The sequence below is a fragment of the Aestuariivivens sp. NBU2969 genome (assembly GCF_019931125.1).
Taxonomy (GTDB): Bacteria; Bacteroidota; Bacteroidia; order Flavobacteriales; family Flavobacteriaceae; genus Aestuariivivens; species Aestuariivivens marinum.
The window spans coordinates 25,744-45,507 of sequence record NZ_JAIOUU010000013.1; the positions used below are offsets into that span (position 1 = coordinate 25,744).

At 34.8% G+C, this 19,764-nt stretch carries 18 protein-coding genes and 1 tRNA gene; 6 read left to right on the forward strand and 13 right to left on the reverse strand.

The annotated features are described in order from the left end of the window. Positions 1-75: 75 nt before the first annotated feature. From corA to K7G79_RS10315, 8 genes are read right to left on the reverse strand one after another with little or no spacing between them, the layout of a single operon-like run. Entirely contained in the window at positions 76-1,143 is a 1,068-nt protein-coding gene (gene corA, locus K7G79_RS10280) for a magnesium/cobalt transporter CorA (RefSeq protein WP_223551493.1), read from the reverse strand. Between the two features lie 35 nt (positions 1,144-1,178). Then, entirely contained in the window at positions 1,179-1,727 is a 549-nt protein-coding gene (locus tag K7G79_RS10285) for a mechanosensitive ion channel domain-containing protein (protein WP_223551494.1), read from the reverse strand. 43 nt (positions 1,728-1,770) lie between these two features. Further along, complete coding sequence (locus tag K7G79_RS10290; protein WP_223551495.1) at positions 1,771-2,718, reverse strand: septum formation inhibitor Maf; 948 nt, start codon at positions 2,716-2,718, stop codon at positions 1,771-1,773. Positions 2,719-2,748: 30 nt separating this feature from the next. Beyond that, positions 2,749-3,342: a Maf-like protein gene (locus K7G79_RS10295; RefSeq protein ID WP_223551496.1), complete on the reverse strand. Its 594-nt coding sequence runs from the start codon at positions 3,340-3,342 to the stop codon at positions 2,749-2,751. Further along, positions 3,342-4,289 carry a geranylgeranylglycerol-phosphate geranylgeranyltransferase gene (locus K7G79_RS10300; protein ID WP_370634209.1) on the reverse strand — a complete coding sequence of 316 codons (948 nt, stop codon included), beginning with the start codon at positions 4,287-4,289 and terminating at the stop codon, positions 3,342-3,344. The genes K7G79_RS10295 and K7G79_RS10300 overlap by 1 nt, the downstream gene beginning before the upstream one ends. A 3-nt stretch (positions 4,290-4,292) precedes the next feature. Continuing rightward, positions 4,293-4,607: a hypothetical protein gene (locus K7G79_RS10305; RefSeq protein ID WP_223551498.1), complete on the reverse strand. Its 315-nt coding sequence runs from the start codon at positions 4,605-4,607 to the stop codon at positions 4,293-4,295. A gap of 32 nt (positions 4,608-4,639) precedes the next feature. Beyond that, the gene (locus K7G79_RS10310; protein ID WP_223551499.1) at positions 4,640-5,170 is read right to left on the reverse strand and encodes an HAD family hydrolase; all 531 of its coding nucleotides are present in this window, start codon (positions 5,168-5,170) and stop codon (positions 4,640-4,642) included. Beyond that, a complete protein-coding gene (locus tag K7G79_RS10315) occupies positions 5,151-5,918 on the reverse strand; it encodes a Rossmann-like and DUF2520 domain-containing protein (RefSeq protein WP_223551500.1) in 768 nt (255 codons plus the stop codon). Before K7G79_RS10315 ends, K7G79_RS10310 begins: the two co-directional genes overlap by 20 nt. Between K7G79_RS10315 and K7G79_RS10320 the strand changes: the two genes are divergently transcribed. The 3 genes from K7G79_RS10320 to K7G79_RS10330 all read left to right on the forward strand — a co-directional run bounded on the left by K7G79_RS10320 (position 5,874) and on the right by K7G79_RS10330 (position 10,661). Beyond that, positions 5,874-6,389: a group III truncated hemoglobin gene (locus tag K7G79_RS10320; protein WP_370634210.1), complete on the forward strand. Its 516-nt coding sequence runs from the start codon at positions 5,874-5,876 to the stop codon at positions 6,387-6,389. The two genes, K7G79_RS10315 and K7G79_RS10320, sit on opposite strands and share 45 nt — an antisense overlap. A 218-nt stretch (positions 6,390-6,607) precedes the next feature. Beyond that, on the forward strand, positions 6,608-9,814 hold the full coding sequence (ccsA, locus tag K7G79_RS10325; RefSeq protein ID WP_223551501.1) for a cytochrome c biogenesis protein CcsA: 3,207 nt from the start codon (positions 6,608-6,610) through the stop codon (positions 9,812-9,814). A 10-nt stretch (positions 9,815-9,824) separates the two neighbouring features. Further along, on the forward strand, positions 9,825-10,661 hold the full coding sequence (locus K7G79_RS10330) for a hypothetical protein (RefSeq protein ID WP_223551502.1): 837 nt from the start codon (positions 9,825-9,827) through the stop codon (positions 10,659-10,661). Here K7G79_RS10330 and K7G79_RS10335 read toward each other — a convergent pair. Further along, positions 10,658-11,317, reverse strand: coding sequence for an HAD family phosphatase (locus K7G79_RS10335; protein WP_223551503.1), 660 nt, complete (start codon positions 11,315-11,317; stop codon positions 10,658-10,660). The genes K7G79_RS10330 and K7G79_RS10335 overlap by 4 nt on opposite strands. 245 nt (positions 11,318-11,562) lie before the next feature. Between K7G79_RS10335 and K7G79_RS10340 the strand changes: the two genes are divergently transcribed. Then, a complete protein-coding gene (locus K7G79_RS10340; RefSeq protein ID WP_223551504.1) occupies positions 11,563-12,969 on the forward strand; it encodes an MATE family efflux transporter in 1,407 nt (468 codons plus the stop codon). Positions 12,970-13,012: 43 nt separating this feature from the next. Here the strand turns inward: K7G79_RS10340 and K7G79_RS10345 are convergent, their stop codons facing one another. The 3 genes from K7G79_RS10345 to K7G79_RS10355 form a co-directional block, all read right to left on the reverse strand. After that, a complete protein-coding gene (locus K7G79_RS10345) occupies positions 13,013-13,690 on the reverse strand; it encodes a DUF2490 domain-containing protein (protein ID WP_223551505.1) in 678 nt (225 codons plus the stop codon). 112 nt (positions 13,691-13,802) lie between these two features. Then, entirely contained in the window at positions 13,803-15,434 is a 1,632-nt protein-coding gene (pckA, locus tag K7G79_RS10350) for a phosphoenolpyruvate carboxykinase (ATP) (protein WP_223551506.1), read from the reverse strand. Between the two features lie 39 nt (positions 15,435-15,473). After that, positions 15,474-17,315: an SLC13 family permease gene (locus K7G79_RS10355; RefSeq protein WP_223551507.1), complete on the reverse strand. Its 1,842-nt coding sequence runs from the start codon at positions 17,313-17,315 to the stop codon at positions 15,474-15,476. Positions 17,316-17,613: 298 nt separating this feature from the next. Here K7G79_RS10355 and bshB1 point away from each other — a divergent pair, with 298 nt between their 5' ends. Then, positions 17,614-18,336, forward strand: coding sequence for a bacillithiol biosynthesis deacetylase BshB1 (gene bshB1, locus K7G79_RS10360; RefSeq protein WP_223551508.1), 723 nt, complete (start codon positions 17,614-17,616; stop codon positions 18,334-18,336). Positions 18,337-18,417: 81 nt separating this feature from the next. Further along, positions 18,418-18,493, forward strand: a tRNA-His gene (locus tag K7G79_RS10365). A 160-nt stretch (positions 18,494-18,653) separates the two neighbouring features. Here the strand turns inward: K7G79_RS10365 and K7G79_RS10370 are convergent. After that, a complete protein-coding gene (locus K7G79_RS10370) occupies positions 18,654-19,667 on the reverse strand; it encodes a M28 family metallopeptidase (RefSeq protein WP_223551509.1) in 1,014 nt (337 codons plus the stop codon). Positions 19,668-19,764: the final 97 nt, after the last annotated feature.

The window sequence follows — 19,764 nt, forward strand, 5'->3', positions numbered from 1 at the left end:
TGATTGGCTCATAGCCAAATATAACAAAGTTATGGAGAGGTTAGCAGGCTTTTAATGTTTCTTTAACTTAAAAAATTATAGCCATTTTTTTCTTTTAAAATAATAGAGCATGGCCAGAAATATGACAATCATAACTCCCCAAACTGCAAAATACCCATATTTGAACTGTAGTTCGGGTATGTAGTTGAAATTCATACCATAAATACCGGCAATAAAGGTGAGTGGAATAAAAATTGAGGCCATAATGGTAAGTACTTTCATCACTTCATTCATTTTATTGCTTATGGTGGTTATGTACATGTCCATTAGGCTCCAAATCATTTCACGGTAAATGTCTATGTTTTCTGAAACCTGTATTAAATGGTCGTAAATATCCCTGTAATAGGTAATGGTTTTTTTATGGATGAGGGTGTTTTTATTTTTTTCTATACGGTTAATGACTTCACGAAGTGGAAAGATAGAGCGGCGTACCCTGAGGATTTCCCGTTTTAAATTTTGAATGTTTTTGGTAGCATCATCGTTGATATTACCAGTAAAAATATCCGATTCCAAATCTTCAATCTTATTGCCCAAGAGTTCAATCACACTAAAGTAGTGGTCAACAATAGCATCTATAAGAATGTAAAGCAGGTAATCCGCCTGCATGTTTCTTACCCGCCCCTTTGCCTGTCTTATCCGATCGCGAACCCCATCAAAAATATCGCCTTCAGCTTCTTGAAAGGTAAGAACATAATGCTTCCCCAGTACAAAACTAACCTGTTCAGATACCATTTTTTCACTGGTATCGTAATACAGCATCTTCACCACAATGAATAGATAATCTTCATGTTCATCAATTTTTGGGCGTTGGGAAATGTTTACAATGTCTTCTAAAACCAAAGGGTGTAAATTATAATTTTCGCCCAAGGTTTCAATGGCACTAACATGATTTAATCCGTTTAAGTTAATCCATGTTGTAGAGTCTGAAAGTTTAAAATCGAAACTTTCCTCAACCGTTTGAAGTTCCTTTTCAATGTACTGGTCCTTATTATAATCGAAAACTTCAATAAATAGTTTTTCCTTGGCCCGCTCGCCTGTATAAATAACACTGCCTGGGATTTGTCCTAGTTTCTTTTTAAATAGATGTGTTCTCTTTTTTGCCATTTGAAAATCTAAACTGTTATAAATATAAAAAATATTTATACAGCCTCACCATCATCTTCGATAGCATCTTTTTTAAGTAGCGTAACGGCTTTTTGAAGCATTAAATTGTTAGGATAGGTAACTAAATCACCGTTTTCCAGTCGCAAATGGATTTGAAAGGCCCTTATATCTTCAATAATTGCTGTTATAGGGAAATCTTTGTCATGTATTTCAATTTTATCGCCCACTTTATAGGGAAAATTAAAGAACATAATAATACCTGAGGTAACATTGCTTAAAATAGACCAAATAGCAAATAAGCCCACGCCTAAAACGGCAAAAACAGAAGAAAAAACTAGGGCTAAATCATTGAGATCGGTGCCAAAAACCAATGTTTCTATAAGTAAGGCTATCAAAAATAAAACTACAGTTACATAGCGTTGCATAAGCCTAATCCGGGCCTCATTAATACCATTTTTTCTGGCAAGTTTAGCAATAGCTACATTAATAATTGCCCTTAAAATTAACAATGAAATTAAAATAATTAAGCCAATAATTATTTTTCCTTGTAGTGTTTGGACAAATGTTAATTCTTCAGAAGACATTATTTTCAATAATAAGTTAAAGTTAAACAAAGATAAACAGATTTTAATCCAGTATTAGCGAATCCCTTAACACTTTATCTGCATTACTATTTTTTTGCCAATAAGCTGATTTTATCGTCTTTATTTTAGTTGCTCTTGTGGTTAATATCTTTGCGTTTGATCCAAAACCACTTTTATATGTTTCTTCCCATTCCAGAATATCATATGGAAACTTAGGATTAAAAGTGATGCTAAGCGTTCGGTTTAAATCTGGATAATTTATCATATAGGTGTTGTTTTTTAATTTTGTGTTGGCTTTATAAGCTTTTATAGGAACATGACGTAGTCTAACAAACTCAAAAGCAGGAACCATTAGCAGGTTACCAACTGGTAACGATTTGGGATCTATACGCAATTGAGTCCAAAGTTCATTTTCTAAAATGGCTTTGTCCATTTTAAAAAATTGGTCAGCCTCTTTTTCAAAATAGGAGTGGGAGGTTACTTCAAACTGTTCCCTATTATTAAGCTGTACATACACATGACCACACCATTCTTGTATGGAACTTGATACTTTTATGGCATGAGCGGTATTTGAGACAGGGTAAAATGTACTTTGCATCACTGCATATGGATAAATACCTGTATTAAATTTTTTAGTAGCATTTAATTTTAAAACAGGTATGCTATTACTATTTCTGCTTTCGGCTTTCACTTGTTTGTTTGGTAAGAAATCTTCCGTAACATATACTAAAACTGCTTTCCCCTGTCTTATTTCGCCATAGCGCGCTTGTTCCAGATTGTAAGAGGAAATTTCGGCTTCACTGGAATACCAATAGTTCTTAAATGCTTCAGATAATCCTCCTCCATTAAAATCTTTACGAACAATAAACTCTGTTTCCCAATTTTTTGCCAACATATTTTTTGGAGTTACTTTTTTACAAGAGGTAAATAGTGTAATCAAGCCAAGTGTAATACAACATAATATTTTGGATATGCCAATTTTTTTTAACATGGTTATTTGTTTTTTCGTAAAGTTATTCACTTAAGAAGCTAATGCAATATCGTTTAACGTTTTGTAAACAAGATGGGTAGGGAGTCCCATAACATTAAAATAAGAGCCTTCCAATTGGGTAACCCCAATTTGTCCTATCCATTCCTGTATACCATAAGCTCCTGCTTTATCAAAAGGTTTACAGATTTCGATGTAATAGTCTATTTCGTCATCAGATAAGGATTTAAAGGTCACTTTTGTGATGTCATGAACGATTTTTTCAAAAGTGGGTGTAGTAAAACAAACCGATGTAATTACCTCATGGGTTTTATTACTTAATGATTTTAATATTTTGAAAGCTTCGTTTTTATCTTTTGGCTTTCCTAAAGCCATGTTATTGTGCCAAACAATTGTATCGCTAGTTATTAGGATGTCATTGGTTTGTAATTCACCTTTAAACGGTATAGCCTTTAATTTCGCCAGATAGTTACTAATTTCAAAATGGGTCAACCTATCGGGATAGGTTTCATTGATAGGTTTTAAACGAATTTCAACATCGAGTCCTAAATTTTTAAAAAATTCCTGTCGTCTGGGGGAACCTGAAGCTAATATAATATGATAGTTTTTTAGATTGTCGTTAAGCATTATTTTAATAGGATATACTTGTATAAAAGTAAAGAAAGTAATCCAAAAACCATAACCAGTTTCAGTACAGTACTTATATGGTGAAAGTGCTGTTTTGTCGATGCACTTAATGATTTAATAGAAATATAAATCAATGGACCGATGATGAATAGTAAAAAATAACCTGAGGCGATAAGATTTTTGTACAGTAAATGGATTACATAATATGAAATGGTGATTATGGTAATAATTATTAGTGCAAAAACCACACGTTTGGCTTTGGTCGTGCCTATAATAATGGGCAAGGTGTGCATGCCCGATTTGGAATCTCCTTTAATATCTTCAATATCTTTTACCATTTCACGTATTAAGTTAATAATGAAGGCAAATGCAGCATAATAGAATATGATTTTAAAAACGGATAACTGAATATGTTGGTTTTCGGGAGTGATTCCTGGAAGGAGGTCAAACAGCCCTATAATTAAAAGGCTTAACGCCACCAAAATGGAGATAACAATATTGCCTATTAAAAATAGACGTTTTAAATAACTGGCGTAGACATAAAGCAATGCTGAAATAATGACAAATACCGAAAAGAAAGCACTTTTTCCAACAAGATGGGATATATAAAACCCAATGCAAACGCCAACCAGATTTAACGCAATAAACAGATTAAATGCTGCTTTTTCTGAAATGTGTCTACCTATAATAACCTTACTTGGTTTGTTAATGGTATCGGTTTCCACATCGTAAATGTCGTTTATAATGTTTCCGGCAGCAGCAATACAAACCGTAGAAAGTATCAATAAAGAAATGCTAAAAATATCTAAGCTGGTATTAACTCCAAAAGGTTCTAAAACTGCATATTTTACCAGTAATTGTGTTAGTACTATCACTAATAAGTTTTTATAACGAATAAGGTTAAAGAGGTTCAAGGTTTTAGGTTTTAGGTTTAACCTGTTCAACAATTATTATCGTGAAACAAAATTATCGAGAGCCAATTTAATAAAATAACCTAAAATCAGCATAGCGATACCAAAGAAGATAAAAGCTTTTCGTGTTTTTTGTTTTTCCGATTTTCTTATTTTATTTTTAATTAACTGTCTTTCGGCATGGGTAAGCTTATGGTGTGAGAAGTGAAGCTGAAAACGGTAATAGGTTTCTTTGTTTAGCTTGTCTTTTAAAGAAGAAAATAATTTGTTATTGGTTTGGTTAAACACGTTATGGTTGTTGCCAAATCCAATATATCCAAAGCCTGTTCTATGTCTTCTTTTATTTCTGGTCAAATAAGCTTATTAATGTTTACTGTGATTAAAAACTAGTCGTATTTTGCATCATAATTGCCGTTCCACTTACCTTGTACTTTCATAACCTGTTCTATAACATCACGAGCGGCGCCTTTACCTCCTTTTTTATGTGAAATATATTTGCAAATGGCCTTTATTTCGGGTACTGCATCTTGCGGACAACAAGGAAGACCAATCATTTTCATAACTGGATAATCGGGAACATCATCACCCATGTACAGCACATTTTCCCGTTTAATACTATTTTTATTAAAGTAGTCATTAAGCTGCTCAATTTTGTTATGGGCGCCCAAATAAATATCTTTAACGCCTAAGCCTTTTAAGCGTAAACGCACACCTTCATTCGTTCCACCTGATATAATGCAAATGTTATAGCCTTTATTAATAGCAGTTTTAATGGCGTAACCATCTTTTATATTCATAGTCCTAAGCATATCGCCATTAGTGGCTATAATAACAGACCCATCAGTTAAAACACCATCAACATCAAAAATGAAGGTGGTAATGTGTTCTAAATATTCTTTATAGCTTTTTTCTTCCATGTGTTTGTTGGATTGATGAGGTTAGCAGTTTATAAATCTCTTGATGCTGTTTGTTGGTCAACTGATTTAAGTGTATTTTAATGGTGTTTTCATCACCTCGTTTTGCAGGCCCTGTTTGAGCCATATAGGGCGAGATGGTCTGCACTTTTTTTGCGGTTTCCATAATGAGCGGTTTTAAAAGCTCGAATTCAGCACCCTGGGTTTCGGTAATTTCATGTCCGATACGGTATAACTGATTGGTGAAATTATTAACAAAAACGGCCGCCATATGTAATGCCCTTCGTTGGTCACTATTCACTTTCTTTGTTGGACTGCCTAAGCCAATAGCCAATTGCTTTACCGTATGGTAATCTGGTTTATGGAGCGTTTCAATACATATAGGCACATTGCTAAAGTCAATTTCAGCATTTTTGCTAAAGGTTTGGAGCGGATATAGTACACCACGTCGGTTTTTCTTGTCCATATCATGTACGTTTACACTACCTGATGTGTGCAGTACCAGCCTATTTTCAAAAGGTAGTTGGGATGATAATTCGGCAATGGCATCATCACTTACTGCTAGAATATAGATGTCGGCTTCTTTTAAAGCGTTTAAGTTATCAGTAACTTCAATAGTGTTCTGATAAATACTAATGGATTTTAATCGCCTATTATACCATTGTGTAACAGTTATATTTTCAGCTTTTTTTAAAGCCTTGAATAAATGGGTGGCGACATTACCGGCGCCAAGAAGGATTACCGAAATCATGGTGCTAAAATAGGTAATAATACGGTATTTAAAAACCGATTATGTGGGTTATTAATTGAGATTAAGGCTATATTTGTGCTTATGCAAAAGAAAGACATAAAAACACGAGAGGATGTTTATTTATTGGTATCATCATTTTATGAAAAAATAAGGGTTAATAAAGAATTAGGGCCTTTTTTTAATGAAACCATTAAAGATTGGGACGTTCATTTAGATAATCTCACCACCTTTTGGGAATCTAGTCTGTTTTTAAAAACACGATATATAGGCAATCCTTTAGAGGTACATGTTGAAGTTGATAAAGCCCATGGCCATGCTATTACCGAGCGTCATTTTGGGCTTTGGTTAAATTTATGGATTCAAACTATTGATGGATTGTTTGAAGGTGACTATGCTGAAAATGCCAAACGCAGGGCTAGAAAAATGGCAACGTTTTTATATTTAAAGATTTTTGAAGCCAGAAGTAATTAGGTAGAATATGTTCTTTGTATTAGGTTATTTTAAGAGTACTTCAATAGATTTTTAAGGCTTTAATGGGAATTTGTATAAACCCAAAAATTATAAAAAGGAAAAACTTGAGAATTTGTTGTAAAATGTCAATTACCTAACGATCATTAACTATACTTAATTTTAACATCTTAAACTAAATTGAAATATGTAAATTTGCACGACCTTAAAATGGGTATATCATGCAAGAAAAACTCACTAAAATTCTTTTTTCTACAAAACTTACCGCTATTTTATTTATTGTTTTCGCAGCAGCCATGGCTACAGGTACTTTCATGGATGCCGGACAGGAAACCTCGCCAACGCCCTACTCTAGAAGCTTGATATACAATGCTTGGTGGTTCGAGGCTATTATGGTGTTTTTTGTGATTAATTTTATAGGGAACATTTTTAGGTATCGTTTATTTAAAAAGGAAAAGTGGGCAACTTTTATCCTGCATTTTGCATTTATATTCATTTTGCTGGGTGCATTAATCACACGATATATAGGTTTTGAAGGTATGATGGCCATTAGGGAAGGGGCAACGAAAAATACATTTTTGTCACAAAAAACATATATAACAACTTATATTGATGGAGATTATATGATTGATGGTTTGCCGCAAAGGCTTCCCATTGAAAGTGAAGTTGACTTTTCCCCTCGATTGGATAACCATTTTAAAATAAATACAAAGTATAATAAACAGCCAGTAACCATCGAGCTGGAAAAATTTATTGTTGGAGCCGAAGAAGATATTATTCCAGATGAGAATGGTGAAGCATATCTTAAAATGGTAGAGGCTGGAGCCAATGGTCCACACAACCATTTTTTAAAGGTAGGCCAGGTAGCCAGTATCCACAATATCCTTTTTGCACTTAATAAACCAACCAAAGGCGCTGTAAATATAACTTACCAAGGCGACTCATTAAGTATTAATTCACCGTTTGAAGGGGAGTACATGACAATGGCTACAATGACCAAAGGACAATTGGTTAAGGATAGTTTGCAGCCCTTACATTTGCGTTCGCGCTATGTGATTGGTAATATGCAAATGGTGTTTCCTAAACCTGTTATTAAGGGTGTTTTCGATGTCGTTCCAAAATCTCAAATTCTAAAGAACGACACCGATGGGGTGGTGTTAAAAGTAACCACTAATGGAGAAAGCAAGCGTATTGGTTTATTGGGCGGACAAGGTATTGACAATGGTTTTAAGCAAATGAAGTTGGGAGGTCTCGATTTTGCCTTTAAGTATGGAGCCAAGACCTTAAAGTTACCCTTTTCAATTAAGCTAAATGATTTTGTAGCCGATAAATTCCCAGGGTCCAATATCAATTCAGCCTATTCCAGCGATGTGACGGTTTTTGATAAAAAGGAAGGGACCTTCGATTATAAAATATACATGAACAATATTTTAAACCATAGGGGGTATCGTTTTTTTCAATCTAGTTTTTTCCCTGATGAAAAGGGAACTATTCTTTCTGTTAATCATGATTATTGGGGTACCTTGTTTACCTATATTGGTTATTTTATGCTCTATTTGGGCTTATTGGCTATTTTATTTACAAAAGGCAGTAGATTTTCAGATTTAAGGAAACAGCTTAAAAAAGCTAAAGCCAAAAAGGCAAAACTTATTACAATTTTATTGTTGTTTTTGGGGGTTTATGGATTTTCACAAGGCCATCAAGAAAATAAGGATGATAACCACGGCTTGCATTCGCAAGGGCAACACATACCCACAAAGGCACAGATAGACTCCATTTTAATAGCGAACATAACGCCTAAAGAACATGCCGAGCGTTTTGCCCATTTGGTAATTCAGGATTCTGACGGACGTATGAAACCGGTGAGTACCTATGCTTCCGAAATGCTTCGAAAAATAAGTAAGCATGACATTTATGGAGGGTTTGATGCCCATCAAGTATTTTTATCGATTCAAGAAAGTCCAAAGCTCTGGTACAATGTACCGGTTATTTATTTGGCAAAGAAAAAGGCCGATACCATAAGGCATATAATAGGTACTAGTGTAGAGGATAAATATGTGACCTTAGCCGATTTCTTTACAGAACGGGGAGACTTTAAGCTGCAGCCCTATTTAGAAGACGCCTTTAATACGACCAAGCCCAATGGTTATCAAAAAGAAATACAGCAAGCCTATAATAAGGTTAACTTGCTTTATAATGCAATTGAAGGCATGTCGTTGCGATTATTTCCTGTTCCCAATGACGAAAATAATACCTGGATTACCTCTCACGATTACAAAATGGGAATCCATAAAATTAAGGATTCGTTATATGGTAACTTTATAAAAAATGGTTTTCAGGCTTATTTGTATACCCTTAATAAGGCCAAACAAACTGGAGATTTTTCAGAAGCAGAAAAACTGTTGGATGCTTTTAAGAAAACCCAACATAAATATGGATCGGAAGTTATGTTAAATGACGATAAGATACATACTGAAGTATTATACAATAAATACGATATTTTTAAAAAATTGTTTAGCTGGTACATGTATGCCAGTAGCTTAATGTTTGTTTTACTCATTGTTCAAATATTAAAAGATAAAAGTAAGTACATAGTAGCAACTGTAAAGGTTTTAAAATTGATTATAGTTGGGTTGTTTGTTCTACACTTGGCTGGATTAATTGCACGCTGGTACGTATCGGGCCATGCGCCATGGAGTAATGCATACGAGTCCATGATATATGTGGCCTGGGCAACCATGTTGTTTGGGTTGATTTTTGGAAGAAAAAGTAGCTTAACAATGGCTGCTGCCGCTTTTGTAACCTCTATGTTATTAATGGTGGCGCATTTTCAATGGATGGATCCCGACATTGGAAACTTACAGCCTGTTTTAAACAGTTATTGGCTTATGATACATGTAGCCATTATTGTAGCCAGTTATGGTCCGTTTGCTTTGGGTATGATTTTAGGTGTGGTGTCTTTATTTCTTATGGTGTTAACTACTGCTAAGAATAAGGTAAAGATGGACTTGAACATCAAAGAGCTGACTATAGTAAACGAAATGGCTTTAACCGTTGGCTTGGTTATGTTAACCATCGGAAACTTTTTGGGTGGTATGTGGGCCAACGAAAGTTGGGGACGCTATTGGGGTTGGGACCCAAAGGAAACTTGGGCGCTTATAAGTATCATGATTTATGCCTTTGTTATACATATGAGATTGGTTCCTGGGCTTAGAGGTCGCTGGATTTTTAACCTATGTTCTGTTATAGCCATCTCGTTTATAATCTTTACTTACTTTGGAGTAAACTTTTATTTAGCAGGATTACACTCGTACCAGTCTGGACAGCAATTAGATAGTTTTAAAATTATAGCTATCGCTGTTACATTGGTGGGGCTGCTAGGGTTTTTTAGCTATAAGGGTTTCGTGAAATATTACAAAGAACAATAATTATAAAAGTTTGAAACGATTTTTTATTGCTCTATTATTTGTAATTGTATGCTCTTGCTCACCAAAATTGCGAAGTAATATCTTTAAAAAATTACCTGAATTACCTGAAAATGAGTTAGTTGTTGTTCTTGATATTTATGATGAACAAGGAATAAGCGAAGATCCCATTGGAGAAATAAAAGCTGTTGACAATGGATTGTCCAATAATTGTTCGTATTATGAAAATATTCATAATTTAAAAATTTTAGCAAGGAAAGTAGGAGCTAACCTTATTAAATTAACAAAACACAAACGTGCAGATAAATGGAGTACTTGTGATAGGTTATGGGCGAAAATTTATAAGGTAAGTCAAGTAAAAAAGTATGAGAAAGAAATTGAATGGTCTCCCGACAGGAAGTTAATATGGGATGATTTTAAGGGAATTCCAAATATTGAAAACTTTCCAAAGGCATTAGCCGTAACTAATTCTGCTATTATTTTTGAGCCTAGTAGTATAAACCCTTTTAAAGACGGCAAACTTTTTGTTAGAACGGTATTTATTAATCATGGTAGCTGGGTATTGCCAAAAGGAAAATCAGACTATGTTTTAAGACACGAACAAATTCATTTCGATATTACCGAAATCTATTCTAGAATGTTAAGAAAAGTGTTTAGTGATGCTAATGTTTCAATGAAAAATAGTTCGAAAGCTATGTCAATATTTCATGATATAAAAAAGCAGTGGCAAGACCGTCAGGAAGAGTACGATTACGAAACTCAGCGGGGAGATAAAAAGGAAGTTCAGGAAAAATGGGAGGCTATAGTTGAATTAGAGTTAGATAAGTACGACCTATATAAAACAAATTAGGTCAATAAAGTATTAATGGTATTAAAATAAATATCCTTAAAATCGGAAATGACAATATCTGCTTCCGTATAATCTTGGTTTTTTGAGTGCTCACTGTCGTAAGCAACACAAAAAATTTGGGCTGCTTTAGCTGCTTTAATACCGTTGGTTGAATCTTCTATAACCATACATTCTTTAGTGTTAAATCCAGAAGATTGTGCAGCTTTGATAAAAATTTCGGGATGAGGTTTCGATTCCTTTAACTCGGCACCACTCAATTTTGCTTTAAAGTACCGGTTTAAGTCAAAACGTTCAAAAATACGTTCAATATTGGGCATCGATGCCGAGGAACCCAATACTAATGTTAGTCCGTTGTTGTAATAATTCTTGATTAAATCCAAAACGCCATCAATAAGTTTAAAACTAGTGTCGTTGTCGAACAAATATTTGTAGTGCTTACGCTTTAGAGCAACTAAAGTTTCTGGTTGCTCATTTAAGTTAAAATGTTGGCATAAGTGCTTACAAATAGGTAAGGTGGCTTGCCCTGTGTAAGATTCGTAGAGTGCATCACTTACATCAATGTTCACGTCTTTGAACATACGTTGATAGGCTTTGCGGTGTAGTTGTTCACTGTCGACGATAACACCGTCCATATCAAAAATAACAGCTTTAAGCATTTTAGATTACTGATTGTTGGTTATTAAGTTATTGAAAAGACTTATAAAAGGTTGAAATTATTTTATGCTAAGATACACATTGCAAGAAACCGTAAAAAAGTATTTTGAAGTTTTAAATTAATTCTCCATATTTGTTACTTATGATTGTTTAAGTCGACTTCTGTTGTGCATCGGGGTTCTCTCGAGCAAAAAATGAGCTAAGCGGTAGAGGGTTTGGTGTGTTAATATGTTTACAGTTTTTAAGAATGCAATCAGGTAAAATCACTTTAAAACAACTTTTTCAATATTTTAAAATTGCCGTAACAGGTAAAGAACAGGAATTTACATCAGGAAGTATTAGAAAAGCTGTCTTTATGCTGTCCATTCCCATGATTTTAGAAATGCTCATGGAATCCATTTTTGCTTTGGTAGACATTTTATATGTTTCCCAAGTAAGTGTGAATGCAGTAGCCACCATAGGTTTAACGGAATCTGTAATAACCTTGGTGTATGCTGTTGCCATAGGATTAAGCATGGCGGCAACGGCCGTTGTAGCTAGACGGGTAGGAGAAAAAGATTTAAAAGGCGCATCGAATGCAGCAGTACAAGTTATTTTTTTAGGCGTATTTATTGCTGCCATTATTAGTGCTATTGGAATTATTTATCCTAAACATATTTTGGAGTTAATGGGTGGCGAACCCGATTTAATTGCTGAGGGTTATGGTTATGCACAGGTACTATTGGGAGGTAACGTAACCATTATGTTATTATTTTTAATCAATGCTATTTTTAGGGGAGCAGGCGATGCCTCGGTAGCTATGTGGACTTTAGTCTTATCAAATGGGCTTAATATTATTCTTGATCCTATTTTTATTTTTGGTTTTGGACCAATTCCGGAATTTGGTGTGAAAGGAGCTGCTATAGCAACAACAATTGGTAGGGGAACTGCTGTGATTTTCCAGCTGGTTATTTTGTTTATAGGCTATAGCAAAATTAAAATTGGATTCAACGATTTGGTATTAAGGTTTAAAGTGATGTTCAACTTAATAAAGGTGTCGTTGGGAGGAATAGGACAGTTTTTAATTGGAACATCATCTTGGGTGTTTTTAATGCGCATTATGAGTGAGTTTGGCAGCGAAGTATTAGCTGGTTATACAATTGCAATTCGTGTAATGATGTTCACAATGATGCCTGCTTGGGGCATGAGCAATGCAGCGGCTACTTTAGTTGGGCAAAATTTGGGGGCAAAAAAACCAGATCGTGCAGAACAGTCGGTTTGGAAAACGGGCAAATACAGTGCTGTTTTTATGGGTTTTGTTTCTGTGGTTTATTTGGTGTTTGCGCCTCAAATTATTGTGTTGTTTAATACAACGCCAGATGTGGTTAAGTATGGTAGTTTGTGCTTACGGGTTATAGCAGCAGGCTATATTTTTTATGGCTATGGTATGGTGGTCATAAATGCATTTAATGGATCAGGAGATACCAAGACACCTACCTATATTAATTTTGTGTGCTTTTGGTTATTACAGTTGCCGTTTGCCTATGTGATGGCTATTACTTTGAATTTTGGACCTTCAGGTGTGTTTTGGGCTATTACAGTTGCCGAAGTATTAATTGCCATTATTGCTATAATTTGGTTTAAAAAGGGATATTGGAAGGCGGTGGAGGTTTAATTACAGACAATAGAAATTAAAAGATTTTTACGTCCACAGTAGATTAATTTTTATTTTTTCGAAAATCGATTTTAATAAAGAGAGCCATTTGAATTCGGTGTAAGTTGTCCTTGTTTGGGGTATTTCTGTTCATATAACCCAATTGGAAGTTATTGGATTTGGAAATGTTAAAACCCAGTCCAGAATAAAATCTGTTTTCAGAAGAGTTTTTTAATTTAGGAGAAAGCAATATTTCATTGTGAATACGAACAAATAAAATTTTGTTCAAATTAAATTTTGTGCCTAAGCGATAGCGAAGGCGAGCCACGTTTTGTTTTGAGTTAGGTTTTCTAAGAAAACGATGCTCAATTCTAAACCTATGGTCTAAGGGTATTGTGCATAATTTATGCTTAAACGCAACTTGTTCGGCTAAACGTATTTCAGAACTGTGAGGAGAACTCATATTCATTTCACTATCAATATCAGCATATCCCCAAAAAACTGTTCCTGTTAGTTTTGGATTAAAATGATAGTTGTATCCAAAATTTAATAACAAGAAATTAAAATTATCATTTAACTCATAATGCCATAAATATGTAAACGTTTCAATACTTGATTTTTCAGAAATCCGATAATTTCCTCCCAAACCGTACCATGTAGCCCATTTATCTTCGGGATTAATTTGTGCATAACTATAACATGCAGTTAATAAAACGCCTAGTAATATTGTGTTTTTTTTCACTGTTTTCAAATTTATGGGATTGAAAGCTTTTTTTGTTCTAAAAACTAAAATAGTTTTAACAATTTAAAAAGGAGCTCTATAGCGAGCTCCTTTTTCGGGTAATAAGAACCTATTAAAAGTGTTCATGTAAGTGATGGTGTTCATCAATTAATGGTCCACCTTCAATAATTTGATCTGTAGCTTGCTGTGCAAATTTTTCAAAGTTTAGGTGGAATGAATGAGCCAGTTGTATAGCCTTACCAATATATTGACCTTTTTGTAACCAAGTGTTCATCGGGTCTAAAATTTCGGTAGGTACACCGGGACAATATTTAGGCATAAACAAGCCAAAAATAAAGTTTTGCTCATAATCCACGCCATCTAAATCACCGTTAAGTATTGCTGTAATCATAGCTCTAGTGTATTTTAGTTTAATACGTGAGCCAACACCATAAGGGCCACCACTCCAGCCAGTGTTAATCAGCCATACATTTACACCCGCTTCTTGCATTTTCTTACTTAACATTTCACCATAAACGGTTGGGTGTAATGGCATAAAAGGTTCGCCAAAGCAAGCGGAGAACGATGGTACAGGTTCGGTAATTCCAGCTTCAGTTCCAGCAACTTTAGCAGTATAACCAGAAATAAAGTGGTATGCGGCTTGACCAGGAGTTAATTTAGAAACAGGCGGCAGTACACCAAAGGCATCGCAGGTTAAGAAAAATATGTTTTTCGGGTTGTTAGCATAAAGTGTTTCCTGAATATTGTCAATATGATATATTGGGTAACTTACACGTGTGTTTTGCGTTATGGTGCTGTCCTCATAAGCTGGCTCTCCATTATCCTTAAATACAATATTTTCAAGCAATGCACCTGGCTTTACTGCTCTAAAAATATCTGGTTCTTTCTCCTCAGTTAGGTCAATTACCTTGGCATAACACCCACCTTCAAAGTTAAAAATGGTATTGTCTGCCGTCCAACCATGTTCGTCATCACCAATCAATTTTCTATCAGGGTCTGCTGAAAGAGTCGTTTTTCCTGTTCCAGATAGCCCGAAAAAAATAGCAGTATCCCCCTTTTTGCCTACGTTAGCCGAGCAGTGCATAGGAAGCACATTCTTTTCGGTAGGTAATATGAGGTTTAAAGCAGAGAAAATACCTTTTTTCATTTCACCTGTGTAAGCCGAACCACCAACTAGAGCTATTTTTTTTGTGAAGTTTAAAATGGAAAAATTACCTTGTCGTATTCCATAAGCTTTTGGGTCTGGACACTCATACCCTGGTGCACAAAGAATAAGCCAATCTTCCTTAAAGTTTTCAAGTTCCTTAGCACTAGGCCTTAAAAACATATTGTAAACAAACATATTGGACCAGGGGTATTCTGTTATGGTCCTAATATTGGTCCTATATTCAGGTTCGGCACACACATAACCATCCCTAGCATAAATTTCTTTTCCAGAAAGGTATGCTATAATTTCATTTTGAAGTTTATCAAAGTTATCTGGAGATATGGCTTTGTTAGTTTTTCCCCACCATACTTTATCTGCTGTATAATTATCTTTTACAAGGAACCGGTCCTGAGGAGAACGGCCTGTAAATTTACCGGTATTAATGGCAAGTGTTCCGTTTGCAGTTTCTTTGCCCATGCCTTTTTCAACAGTTATTTTTTGAAGTTCTTCAGGTGTTAAATTCCAGTTAACGTTAACATTCGTTATACCATATTGCTCTAAGCTTGTGTCTTTAAATAAGGTTTCTGAAGTTTTCATTTTGTGTTTATTTTAAGGTTCTTATTAATAATTCTTTATTTAGAATGGCCATATTAATGGCACTAGTATTAGTGTTATCATTAAGAAAATGAACAGTAAAGGCGCTCCTACTTTTAAATAATCCATAAACTTATATCCTCCAGCAGTCATGACCATTGCGTTTGTTGTAGTACCTATTGGAGTGAGGAATGCCGTTGAAGCACTTATAGCAACAGCAATCATAAATGGCTCTGGTGATAAATTTAGGGAACTTGCAGCTAATATGGCTATAGGAGCCATAAGCACAGCTGTTGCGGAATTATTAATAACCTGGCTAAAAGTTGTGGTTAACATAAAAACACCACCCAGTAATACTATTGGGTGAATGGCTCCTAAATAGTTTACCAAGCCATTGGCTATTACTTGGGCAGTGCCTGTTTTTTGTAAAGCAATACCCATAGGGATCATAGCAGCAATCATAACTACACTGGTCCAACTGATGCCTTTATAGGCTTTAGTAATAGGTACACAGCCAGTTAACAAAATAACACCCGCAGATATTAAAGCAGCAATAGCACCTGGTACAACGTTAAGCACCATAAATACAATCATCAATAAAAGAGCACTAATTGCTATATAGGATTTAAGATTTAGTTTATCAACATTTTTGGCCATACCTTCAGGACTCCCTATAATTACGAGATTTTCGTGTTGTTTTTTAAGGTTCTCAATATCTTCCCAGGTACCTCTTAATAAAAAAGCATCTCCAGCCTTAACAGTTATTTCTTTGTCTTCCAAAGGTTTGTTATTCCTTGAAGCGGCTAATAGTTGGATGCCATATCGATTAAAATAATCACCTAATTTGTAGTGTCTTCCAACTAAGATTGAGTTTGGATTAACAATTACCTCGGTCATACCTACCTCTTGGTTTATGAGGTTATTTTTAAGTTCATCTGTAATAGGTTCTAAAGGTAAAAGTCCTAGCCTGAATTTTATCATCAATGTATTAATGGCTTCTGTATCTCCTTTTACGGTTATAATGTCATGGTACATAAGCTCTGTATCGTTACTAGGGAATTCTTCATAACTATGGATGCCCTTTAGAATATTGGGATGTCTTCTTTTTAATCGGATTATAGAAACATTATAGTTTTTTTCAATGTGCCAGTCTTCTAACTTGGTATTAATAAGAGGCGATAGACTTCTTATACGCAGCCTATAATAGTCGTTGTCTATTTTATAAGCTTCAATCCATTTGTGCAGCGTAGTTTCAATATTAATAGGCTTGTTGTTGGTTTTGTTTTGAGGCAATAATTTGTAGCCTATATATCTAAAGTATAATAGTGCGATAATTAACAGCGGTAACCCAATTAAACCAAATTCAAAAAACGAAAAACCTTTAAAACCTGCATCTACTAAAGCATTACTGGCAATAATGTTAGGAGGTGTTCCCGTTAAGGTCAATAATCCACCTGTATTGGACCCAAAAGCAACAGGCATTAACATTTTTGAGGGTAATGTGCCAATACTCCAAGCAGAAGATATGGTTAAGGGCATTAATGTGGCTACGGTTCCCGTGTTGCTTACAAAGCCAGATAGGACACCGGCACCCAAAGTAACAATTACCAATAATTTCGGTACACTTTTTCCCGCCCAATCCACAAACTTTTTCCCTGCCATGGCAGTCCAACCCGTTTGCGCAATACCTTCGCCTATAATAAATAGTGCAGCAATCATAATAACTGTGGGATTGCTGAATCCACTCAGGGTTTCTGTTACATCTAATATGCCTGTGAGGTACAAACTTATCATAGATATGAGAGCTACAATATCTGGTGTTAATTTGCCCCAAACAAAAAGCCCTATGGTAATAGCTAATATGGTAAGCATTAAATAAATCATATCTAAAAATGGTTTGTTTGTTTTATTCAATAAAATTACTTTCTAACCCTGTTAATTATTATGATGAATGTCATTCTTTTGTGTAAGTCCACATTTTTCAAGTATTGTTAAAGGTTAGAGTTTTTTTGTTTTGAATAAAAATACGAAAACGTAATAGTAATATCACTTCTTTAAGATTTCTGAATATATTTAGGAAATATAAAGTGGAACGAGTTAAAATCTGTAATGACATAATAAAATTTTGATAAAAATTCTTCTTAAATTGGCATTAAGTATCTTTAAATATAACAAAAAATATATGAAAGTTGATATACTTGCTATAGGTGCGCATCCAGATGATGTAGAACTGGGTTGCAGTGCTACTATTGCTAAAGAAATTGCTCATGGCAAGAAGGTGGGCATCATAGATTTAACCCGTGGTGAATTAGGAACGCGAGGAACTGTTAAGACTAGGGAAGAGGAGTCAGAACATGCCTCTCGGGTACTCGGGGTATCTTTTCGTATTAACATGGAATTTGCCGATGGCTTTTTCGTTAACGATAAGGACCACCAAATTGCATTAATTAAAATGATACGCAAATACAGGCCAGAAATAGTGTTGTGTAATGCTATTGATGATCGACATATAGATCATGGTAAAGCCAGTAAATTAGTTAGTGATGCTTGTTTTTTAAGCGGTCTATTAAAGATTGATACCAAAGATGAAGTTGATGATGTTTGGCAAGACCCCTGGCGTCCTAAACAGGTATATCACTACATTCAATGGAAAAACCTAGTGCCTGATTTTGTTGTAGATGTTACAGGGTTCATGGATAAAAAGATGGAAGCGGTTTTAGCGTATAAAACACAATTTTATAATGAAAATAGTATTGAACCTGAAACACCAATTTCGAGCAAAAATTTTACCGATAGTGTGAAATACAGGGCCAGAGATATGGGGCGTTTAATTGGAGTTGAATATGCTGAAGGGTTTAATGTGGAGCGCTATGTAGCTGTAGACAGCTTATTTAATTTAAAATAGCTTTTAAAATTTTGAAAAAAGTTTTTGTAGACAAACCGAAATAAATTACATTTGCACTCGCATTTATAATGCGATTTACATGGTGGTTGTAGCTCAGTTGGTTAGAGCGCCTGATTGTGGTTCAGGAGGTCGTCGGTTCGAGACCGATCTTCCACCCTTAACAAAGTCTCTTGGTATTATCAAGGGACTTTTTTTGTAGGATATTTTGAGTTTGATAATAGTATCAAATGGAGTTGAAATTAAACTTAGCTATCATCCAAAAGACAAGATTTTGTCAAACAAAAGGCTTTATTATATGTTTTCTTTAGAAGTAACTTTTAATTCAATTTTACTCGACTTGTTCTATTGGCCAATTCCCAAGCGGTATGGAAAATTAAACGGGCACGGGTTTCTAAAAATTCATAATTAATTTTATCGGGCGTATCACTGGGTTTATGATAATCAGCATGGGTACCGTTGAAATAAAAAATTACGGGAATGTTATTTTTGGCAAAATTATAGTGATCTGAACGATAATAGAAACGATTTGGGTCGTTATCATCATTATAGGTGTAATCGAATTCAATATTGAAGAAAGTTTTGTTTACCAATTCGGATAGATCATGGAGTTCTTTACTTAACTTATCCGAACCAATCAAATAAAGGTAATTACCTTTGCCTTCATGCTTAGGGTCAACACGTCCAATCATGTCAATATTTAAATTGGCAACGGTGTTTTCCAAAGGGAAAATAGGGTCGACATCGGCATAATAACGTGAACCAAATAAGCCAATCTCTTCTCCGGTAACATGTAAAAATAATATGGATCGCTTGGGTGAATAACCAGATTTAACGGCTGTTTGAAAAGCTTCGGCAATTTCTAAAATAGCCACTGTTCCCGAACCATCATCATCTGCCCCATTGTTTATCTCACCACTTTTAGATATGCCTATGTGGTCTAAATGAGCCGATATGATGATGACTTCATCTGGTTTTTCAGATCCCTTGATGTAAGCCAACACGTTTTCTGAATCTTTTACTTGGTTGTTAAAGTAAGACGACGGTATCTCTTGAAAATAGTCGTCTATTGCTATTGGTGATAAAATGCCATTGTCAACATAATGGTCCTTAATAAAGTTTACCGCTTTTTTTTGTCCTAATTCCCCAGTATTTCTACCCTCGAAATCATCAGATGCGTAGGTGTAAAGCATCTCTTTTAATTCAGAACTTGTTATGGTCTTTGAAAATTTGGTTACCACTTCTTTATCTGTGTGGGACCATTTTTTTCCTTGCGAAGAGCTACAAGAAACCGTTAAAAAAGTGTAGCATATAAATAAGACTATGTTTTTCATTCTTTTTTATTAAATCAAGACAAATAATTTTAACTCCAATTGGACGATAATGTGTGCTATAATACAAAAATATAAGCTAATAAATATTAGACTTATG

Bases quoted from the DNA above. Each gene is read 5' to 3' on its own strand.
- K7G79_RS10315 (WP_223551500.1), bottom strand. From the start codon at position 5,918: ATGATTTCGGTAATCCTTCTTGGCGCCGGTAATGTCGCCACCCATTTA.
- K7G79_RS10290 (WP_223551495.1), bottom strand. From the start codon at position 2,718: ATGTTAAAAAAAATTGGCATATCCAAAATATTATGTTGTATTACACTT.
- K7G79_RS10320 (WP_370634210.1), top strand. From the start codon at position 5,874: ATGGGTGGCGACATTACCGGCGCCAAGAAGGATTACCGAAATCATGGT.
- bshB1 (WP_223551508.1), top strand. From the start codon at position 17,614: ATGAAAGTTGATATACTTGCTATAGGTGCGCATCCAGATGATGTAGAA.
- K7G79_RS10310 (WP_223551499.1), bottom strand. From the start codon at position 5,170: ATGGAAGAAAAAAGCTATAAAGAATATTTAGAACACATTACCACCTTC.
- K7G79_RS10355 (WP_223551507.1), bottom strand. From the start codon at position 17,315: ATGATTTATTTAATGCTTACCATATTAGCTATTACCATAGGGCTTTTT.
- K7G79_RS10335 (WP_223551503.1), bottom strand. From the start codon at position 11,317: ATGCTTAAAGCTGTTATTTTTGATATGGACGGTGTTATCGTCGACAGT.
- pckA (WP_223551506.1), bottom strand. From the start codon at position 15,434: ATGAAAACTTCAGAAACCTTATTTAAAGACACAAGCTTAGAGCAATAT.
- K7G79_RS10340 (WP_223551504.1), top strand. From the start codon at position 11,563: ATGCAATCAGGTAAAATCACTTTAAAACAACTTTTTCAATATTTTAAA.
- ccsA (WP_223551501.1), top strand. From the start codon at position 6,608: ATGCAAGAAAAACTCACTAAAATTCTTTTTTCTACAAAACTTACCGCT.
- K7G79_RS10295 (WP_223551496.1), bottom strand. From the start codon at position 3,342: ATGCTTAACGACAATCTAAAAAACTATCATATTATATTAGCTTCAGGT.
- K7G79_RS10285 (WP_223551494.1), bottom strand. From the start codon at position 1,727: ATGTCTTCTGAAGAATTAACATTTGTCCAAACACTACAAGGAAAAATA.
- K7G79_RS10370 (WP_223551509.1), bottom strand. From the start codon at position 19,667: ATGAAAAACATAGTCTTATTTATATGCTACACTTTTTTAACGGTTTCT.
- corA (WP_223551493.1), bottom strand. From the start codon at position 1,143: ATGGCAAAAAAGAGAACACATCTATTTAAAAAGAAACTAGGACAAATC.